Origin of the sequence: Desulfosarcina sp. (genome assembly GCF_041551955.1) — a bacterium.
Taxonomy (GTDB): Bacteria; Desulfobacterota; Desulfobacteria; order Desulfobacterales; family Desulfosarcinaceae; genus Desulfosarcina.
This window is the reverse complement of the sequence record NZ_JBFELV010000262.1, coordinates 1-7,153: the sequence shown is the minus strand read 5'-3', so window position 1 is coordinate 7,153 and position 7,153 is coordinate 1. Positions and strand designations below refer to the sequence as shown.

At 61.1% G+C, this 7,153-nt stretch carries 5 protein-coding genes; 2 read left to right on the top strand and 3 right to left on the bottom strand.

What is annotated here, in order from left to right; genetic code table 11:
• Both ABYV26_RS17220 and ABYV26_RS17215 read left to right on the top strand, forming a co-directional pair.
• A partial coding sequence (locus tag ABYV26_RS17220; RefSeq protein ID WP_372682590.1) for a PEP/pyruvate-binding domain-containing protein occupies positions 1 to 1,451 on the top strand: 1,451 nt, incomplete at its 5' end.
• 56 nt (positions 1,452 to 1,507) lie between these two features.
• A complete protein-coding gene (locus ABYV26_RS17215; protein WP_372682589.1) occupies positions 1,508 to 2,788 on the top strand; it encodes a hypothetical protein in 1,281 nt (426 codons plus the stop codon).
• 30 nt (positions 2,789 to 2,818) lie between these two features.
• Here the strand turns inward: ABYV26_RS17215 and ABYV26_RS17210 are convergent, their stop codons facing one another.
• From ABYV26_RS17210 to ABYV26_RS17200, 3 genes are all read right to left on the bottom strand, one after another.
• Complete coding sequence (locus tag ABYV26_RS17210) at positions 2,819 to 5,659, bottom strand: Npt1/Npt2 family nucleotide transporter (protein WP_372682588.1); 2,841 nt, start codon at positions 5,657 to 5,659, stop codon at positions 2,819 to 2,821.
• A 2-nt stretch (positions 5,660 to 5,661) separates the two neighbouring features.
• Positions 5,662 to 6,705: a serine hydrolase gene (locus ABYV26_RS17205; protein WP_372682587.1), complete on the bottom strand. Its 1,044-nt coding sequence runs from the start codon at positions 6,703 to 6,705 to the stop codon at positions 5,662 to 5,664.
• A gap of 129 nt (positions 6,706 to 6,834) precedes the next feature.
• Positions 6,835 to 7,153, bottom strand: a 319-nt coding sequence (locus ABYV26_RS17200; RefSeq protein WP_372682586.1) for a hypothetical protein, incomplete at its 5' end; no start/stop codon positions are given.

Here is a 7,153-nt window from a genome sequence, read left to right as displayed (position 1 = left end):
TGGATCGGGTCGATGCCCATACGCTGCTCTCTGAAAAAAATATCTATGTCATGCCCCACGCACCGCCGGATCTCAAGCCGGTGGCGGGCATCGCCACCGTCAGCGAAGGCAACCTGGTCTCCCACGTTCAGCTGTTGTCGCGCAACCTGGGCATACCCAACGCGATCCTTTCAGAGGCGGATCTGAATTTACTCAAGGCCTATTCCGGACAAACGGTTTTCTATGCCGTCTCACCGGGCGGCACGGTGATCATGAAACCGTCCGCGGCCATGACCGTGGAAGAAAAGAACCTGGTGGAAACCCGTCGCCGCAGCGATGAGCGGATAGCGGTGCCGCTGGACAGGATCGATTTAACTCCGGTTGCGCCGATTCCCCTATCCCGGCTCAAGGCATCGGATTCCGGCCGGTGGTGCGGCCCCAAAGCGGCCAACCTGGGGCAGTTGAAACACGACTTCCCCGAGCATGTGGTGGACGGTTTCGTCATCCCCTTCGGCGCTTTCCGGCAGCACATGGACGAGGCGATGCCCGGCACCGGCTCGTCCTACTGGCACTTCCTGCAGCAGACCTTCGATGCGGGAGACGGCGAATCGTCCGGGCAGGATGACCGTGACGCCATCATCCTGGCGCGCCTCTCCGACCTGCGCGAGGCCATCGGCCGAATGGCTTTTTCGCCCGCGTTCGAGACGGCGGTCAGGGATGGCTTTCGATTCCACTTGGGTGCGGACATGGGAACGCTGCCCGTTTTTGTGCGCAGCGACACCAACATGGAAGACCTGAAGGATTTTACCGGTGCCGGGTTGAACCTGACCGTGTTCAACGTCAGGGATGAAGCGCGAATTTTTCAAGCAATCCGCGAGGTGTGGGCGTCGGCCTACACGGAGCGCAGCTACCACTGGCGTCATCGGTTTCTGACCAACCCGGAGAACATCTATCCCTCCATTCTGGTCATTCCCACGGTCGACGTGGCCAAATCCGGCGTGATGATCACCACCGGGGTAACCGGTGGTCACCCCGATGACATCACCGTGGCCTTCAGCCGCGGGGCTGGCGGTGCCGTTGAGGGGCAGATAGCCGAAACCTGGCGGCTGACTCCCGACGACAGGGTCTTACTGCTTTCACCGGCCCGGGACCCCTTTTTTACGGTCCTGCCGAAATCCGGCGGCGTCAGCAAAGCTATCACCAGCTTCGAGACGCCCCTGCTTGACGAAGCGGAGCTGGACCAGCTGCGCCGAATGGCCGCCACGGTTAAGCGGCGGCTCGCTGAAAACTCGGAAATCGGGTCCAGCGGCCCCTGGGACATCGAGTTGGGTTTCCGGGACGGGAGGATTTGGCTGTTCCAGATTCGCCCCTTCGTGGAGCACAAACAGGCGCGAACCAGCGCCTATTTGAATCAGATAGATCGGGCGGTGCCGGAAAACCGCAACATCCCACTGGGCTGGATACTGCCGTGAGCCGACCGCGAACCAGAGAATCCCAACCGGCAACAGCCTGCAGAAACGAGAAAACGATGCAGTCAACCCCACGTCTGAACCGCATTTGCCGTATAGTCGCCGGACTCGCGGCCGCCGCCCTGTTCATCGGCGGCAGCCCGGCCTGGGCATACCCGCTGGACGGCTTTGCCGCCACCGGCATCCGTCGACTGGTATACCTCCAGATGATCGGCGAAGGAAAGATCAAGGGCCCTGCTGCGGTGGCCGGTGCCCGCAAAGGTGTGGCCGGCATCCGGCTGAACCTGATCAACGAAGAAGGGCACCGGGTCGACCACCTGCCGCCGGCGGATCCCGGCCTGCAGGCCCGTATCGACGCCCTGTTTCCCAACCGGCACGACAGCTACGCCCTGATGGTGCTGGATGTCACCCCCGGCAGGCCGGTCCGCCTGGCCGCCCGGCAGGCCGATCGCTCCTTTTCGCCGGGCAGCGTCGGCAAGCTGGCCATCGCCGCTGGAATTTTCACGGAACTGAGCCGCATGTTCCCCGACCACCCGGACAGACGGCAACATCTGTTGCGCGTGCGGCAGGTGACAGCCGGGGGGTGGATCCACACCGACACCCATGATGTACCGGTTTTCGATCCTGACACCGCTGCGTTCGCCTCACGGCCGGTGCTGGAGACGGACCGCTTCTCCCTCTATGAATGGCTCGATCACATGCTATCGGCCAGCGCCAATTCTGCCGCCAGCGTGGTCTGGAAGGAGTTGCTGCTCATGCGTCATTTTGGCGCCGATTACCCGCCGACAGCGGAGCTGGAACAGCGTTTTTTCGACGAAACGCCGAAACCTGACCTGCGGGATATGGCCATGTCGGTGGTCAACGACCCCCTGCGGGCCGTCGGCATTGCCCAGCAGCAATGGCAATTGGGCAGCTTTTTCACGGCGGCGGGCAAGCGGCGGGTACCGCCGGGGGGCAAAAGCGGGGCGACCCCCGAAGGGTTGATGCGCTTCCTGGTGGCCCTCGAACAGGGCCGGGTGGTGGACCCGTGGTCCAGCCTGGAGATCAAGCGCTTGATATACATGACCGCCAAAAGGATCCGCTACGCCTCTTCACCGGCACTGGCCGAAGCGGCGGTCTACTATAAATCCGGCAGCCTCTACCGCTGCAAACCCGAGGCGGATTTCAAGTGCCGCAAATACCAGGGCAATGTGGAAAACGTCATGAATTCCGTGGCCATTGTGGAGCAGCCTGACGGGCGGGTTTATCTGGTGACCATCATGTCCGACGTGCTATACAAAAACTCGGCCGTCGAACACCAGAGCCTGGCCACCTTCATCGACCGCATCCTCAAGCAGTGACCCTGAACCCGGAACCCCGAACCCTCTATATCAGGCCAGGTATCCGAATCGTTGCAGCAGGCCGCCGGCGGCAGCCCTGACCCGCGGGTGGGCCATGGCCATCAGTTCGGCAACCAGTCCGGCATATGCAGGGTCCCCCAGCTGCGCGATCAGGTCGAGCGCCTGGATCTGGAGATCGGCATCGGCTTCGGGAAGCATCAGGGCAAAGGCATCCATCTCCGAAGGGATCTTAACCCCCAGGCGCGCGATGGTCTGTTCGATCATGCGGTCCATCAGCGCCGTCTCCACGATGGGTATCAGGGATCGTTTCAGGTCGGTGTCCAGCACGTTGTCCAGAAACTCGATGGCGTTGGCGCGCAGATCCGGCTGGCCGCTCACCAGGCCCTGGTAGGCGCGGCTGATGTCCCCAACGGGGTATTTGAGCCCCAACAGGCTGAAGATGCGCTCGAGGTTCACATCCAGCCGTTTTTCGATCTCACCGGCTAGCTTCTGCCGCAGGGACAACACGGCTGTGTCTGCAGCGGAGGGCGCAACCGTCTGCCTGGCGTCGATCTGGTAGTACAGCGCAGCCAGCATGTTGAGGTGGCGTCTGGCCTCCTGCAGGATACAGCGAACCACTGCCTGGTCGTCAAAACGCAGGTCCTTTCCCTGGCGGCGCAGCCGGTTGAGCGCCCGGATGCTGGCATTGCGCACCGACGGATCCTTCTGGTCGAGGTTCTCGACCAGCACGGTTACCGTGGTCTGGGATCCGACAGCCGCCAGGATGTCCGGCAGATGACGCCGGATGTCGTAGTTTATCAGTGGGTTGGACAGGCAGTTGGCCAACAGCCGGTCGATGTCGGGGCCGAACTGCTTCAGGGCGTCGCTGCACACCTGTCGCAGTGACGCCGAGCGAATTTTCTCGAGGATGGCTGGAACGAAAGCGTCATGGCGGGTTTCTCCGGCCGCCTTCACGGCGGCTTTGACCACCTCGGGTGCGGTGTCGCTCAAAAAGACGTTGAGGTAGGGGAAAAAAGAGGCAATATTCGCCGCACCGATGGCCGCCGCACACGTCCGCTTGAACCGGACGGCCCGGCCTGCATCCGTTTCCAGGGGGATGTGCCTGAGCAGGCTGTCGATCTCGGCGCGAACTTTCAGGGCCTGGCGCAGCCGGGGGTTGCGCCGGCTCTCCCGGGAAGCGCAAACCAGGGCCGCCCCGCTGACAGCAGCATCGGGATTCCGCATGAAGTCGCCCAGCATCGACACCCGGTCTCCGTCCGCATGGCGAAACAGGTAATGCATCGCTTCGGTCATCACCGCCTGGCCGGCACCGGCGTTTGGGTCCGCAATCAGTTCGGTTGCCGCCGCCACCAGCTCCGGGTCGTGGCAGGGGTAACAGCTTTTCAGCGCTTCCAGCCGCACCGTTGCGGACGGATGCCGGATCAATCGCCGGAGGCTGGGCACCAGCTGTTTCTGATCGATGGACCGGGTCATACGCAGGGTGTGGATAATCTGGGGGACGTTGTCACCGTCCAGTACCTCGACGATATTGCCGATGATCGAGGTGTTGGCAAGCGGCATGCGCACAGCCGATCCCGCTTCCATCGGCGCGGTCAGGGAGGATCGGAAGGCATCGATGTAGGCCTTGCGTATGCGCTGGATCAGGACCACCCAGATTCCGATCAGAATAATCGTCAAGACGGCCGCCGGCCGGACCGACAGGCCGAATACGGCAGTAAGTCCCAGCAGCAGGAGACCGCCAAGACCGGTTGCCGTGCTGTCCACGATTACGTCGATAAAGGTTTTCGCCTGGCTTTTGATGTCCGCGGGAACCGGCAGCACCATCAGTTCCAGGGCGGCCTTGTTGACCGAGTTTTTCAGGCTGCCGTCGCCGACTTTAAGGAAGATGGCCGCCCACAAGGCCGGATGGATCAGGACAAGGACCGATCCCAGGGCAATGACCATCGGCAGAAAAAACAGAGACACACCCACCCCGATCATCCCCACCACACGCCGGGTAACGAAAAGCTGGATCAACAGGGAGAGCACATTCAGGTTGGATAACCAGAATCCAAAGAAGGCGGTCAGCTGGTCTGCCTCCGGGATCTGGGCAGTGGCCACGGCACTGAATTGATATTCCACCAGCTTGGCGACGATGACGCTCAGCCCGATAATCCCCGCCAGAAAACTCAGGTGCCTGGACCGGGCAATAGCCACGAGCGGATGCCGGGGTTCAACGGCGGCCTGTTCTTTCTGCCGGATGCGGTGCAGGTGCTGGTCGTCGATAGTGGTCCGATACAGGTGTTTGGCCAGCAGGATGCATACCGCCAGACAACCGGCACCCACCAGGATCAGGTTGGCACTGCCCACCCAGGCGGCCAGCAGGTTGGTCAGATACCCCCCGAAAATCCCGCCGGCGATGGCGCCGGCACCCACCACGCTGAACAGGCGCCGTGCCTCCCGGGGATTGAAGATGGCGTTGGCCAGAATCCAGAACTGGGAAACCACGATCAGGCCGATAACCGCGGCCCAGACATACAGGATGAATATGGCGGGAAGCCGCAGGGGGTCCGAATACAGTGCCCCCCAGAATACGACCATGGCGGCGATGGCGGCCTGCAGGGTTCGGATGATCAGCCTGAAGAAATCGATTCGCCGCAACCAGTGCGTGTACAGCGAAGAGACCGCCACGGCGAGCACTGCCACGGCGATGAAGGCAAAAGGGAGCCGCCCCGCACCGAAGGTCGACAAAAATTGGGCGTTGGCTACGGGCTTGACGATCATCAACGCGGTGATGATCAGGAAAATATAGGAGAACATGAGGGCAACCCGCGGCCCCTCACCCTTGCGGATATCCATGCTGTTGCGCAGCAGCGTATTCAGAACGCTCATTCTCAGTCGTTCAGCCCAGGCTGAACGTCCTCCGTCGCGACTGCCGCGGTGACCAGCACCGCAAGCCGTCTGCCGTCAACGCCGGGGTCGGGCGTGGTGATGTCTGCAAGGCCGCGGACTGATTTACGTTGGTGCTCCCGTTCCAGGAGCCGGTCGATGACGGCGATCAAATCGCGCATGATGGTTTCCCCATCAGGATCTTCAACCAAGGCCACCGCGATATAACGCCGCCAGGCCGGGCCCCAGACCAGGACCGAATCGGCATGCCAGTCCCGCCAGGTGCCCGACTTTCTGAACATGGTGGCATCTGGTGCGCGCTTGTCCAGCACCCCGACGAATTTGTGGTGCAGGGCCGGATCGGCAAGGATGTCGAGCATCTGTCGGCTGCGGTATGGATTGACCAGCTTTCCCATGGACAATAGGTAGTAAAACCGACACACCTGGGTGGCGGTGGCGGCGTGGGAAAGCCCCTTGAGCTGCTCGGGATGCCGCTCTCCGGCCGATGCATATCGTTTGCCGACCCATAAGCCGCCGCCCCGTTCAGTGTTATAAAGCCGGTACGTGGGTGCGGTCAGCACCTTTTCGATGTAGTCGAAGCCCAGGCGGTCGATCATGCGGGTGGCGGCGGGGTTGTCGGAATGGCTGATCATCTTGCGCATGTCGGCCAGAACCGCAGGGGTCTCCTTGATCCGGCCCTCCTCCAACGCCTGGGCCGAAGCCAGGAGCACGGCGATCTTGGGCAGGCTGGCGGCATACATCATCACACTGCCGTTGATGCGGGCAAAACGAACCGCTTCCGGGTTGCCGATGTCGACGACGCCCAGGGCCATTTTTTTCTTGCGGATCAGCGACCGCCAGCGAGAATTGGTGTTGACCGCTTTCTTGAGGCCGTCTTCCAGCTCCTCGTCGACGAGTGTATAAAGGGATTTAACCGGTTTTTCCCTGCGGTCGTATGGCAATGGCCAGTCGACGCCGGCGAAAGCAGATGGTGACATGAGGGCTGAAAGCAATATACCGAAAAGCACATATTTCAGAATTCGATGCATCGCAATAATCCTAAGTTGAGGGTATGAATTCGAGAACTAGGGCGGGTTGTAGACTATTCGTCGAAAAGGTTCAAACATGAAATGAGTGGGAAAAGGGGAAAAAGTCGAAAAGGGTTTTTTCAGCAAAAATCAAAACGGGTGGGATTCCATCACAGGATCATGCCCAAGCAGCTTTTTAAGATAGTCCAGGGCCAGTGCGGCGTATAGTTCATCGCGGGTCATCTGCTCGAGCAAGGCTTGGCTGTCGAACGTAGCGCCCACTTTTTTCAACAGCGTTTCGGATGACGCGATGCGCCGTTCCAGGCCGGACAAATAATCCCTAGCATATGCCCTCAAGGTGGGGGTGGGAAGGTCTTTGGATTTTGAAAAGGTCTTCGCCAATGTGGCAGGCTCCGGCAGCCGGGGGTCTTCCATCACCGCGGTAAACGCGTCGGCCACACGGACCAGG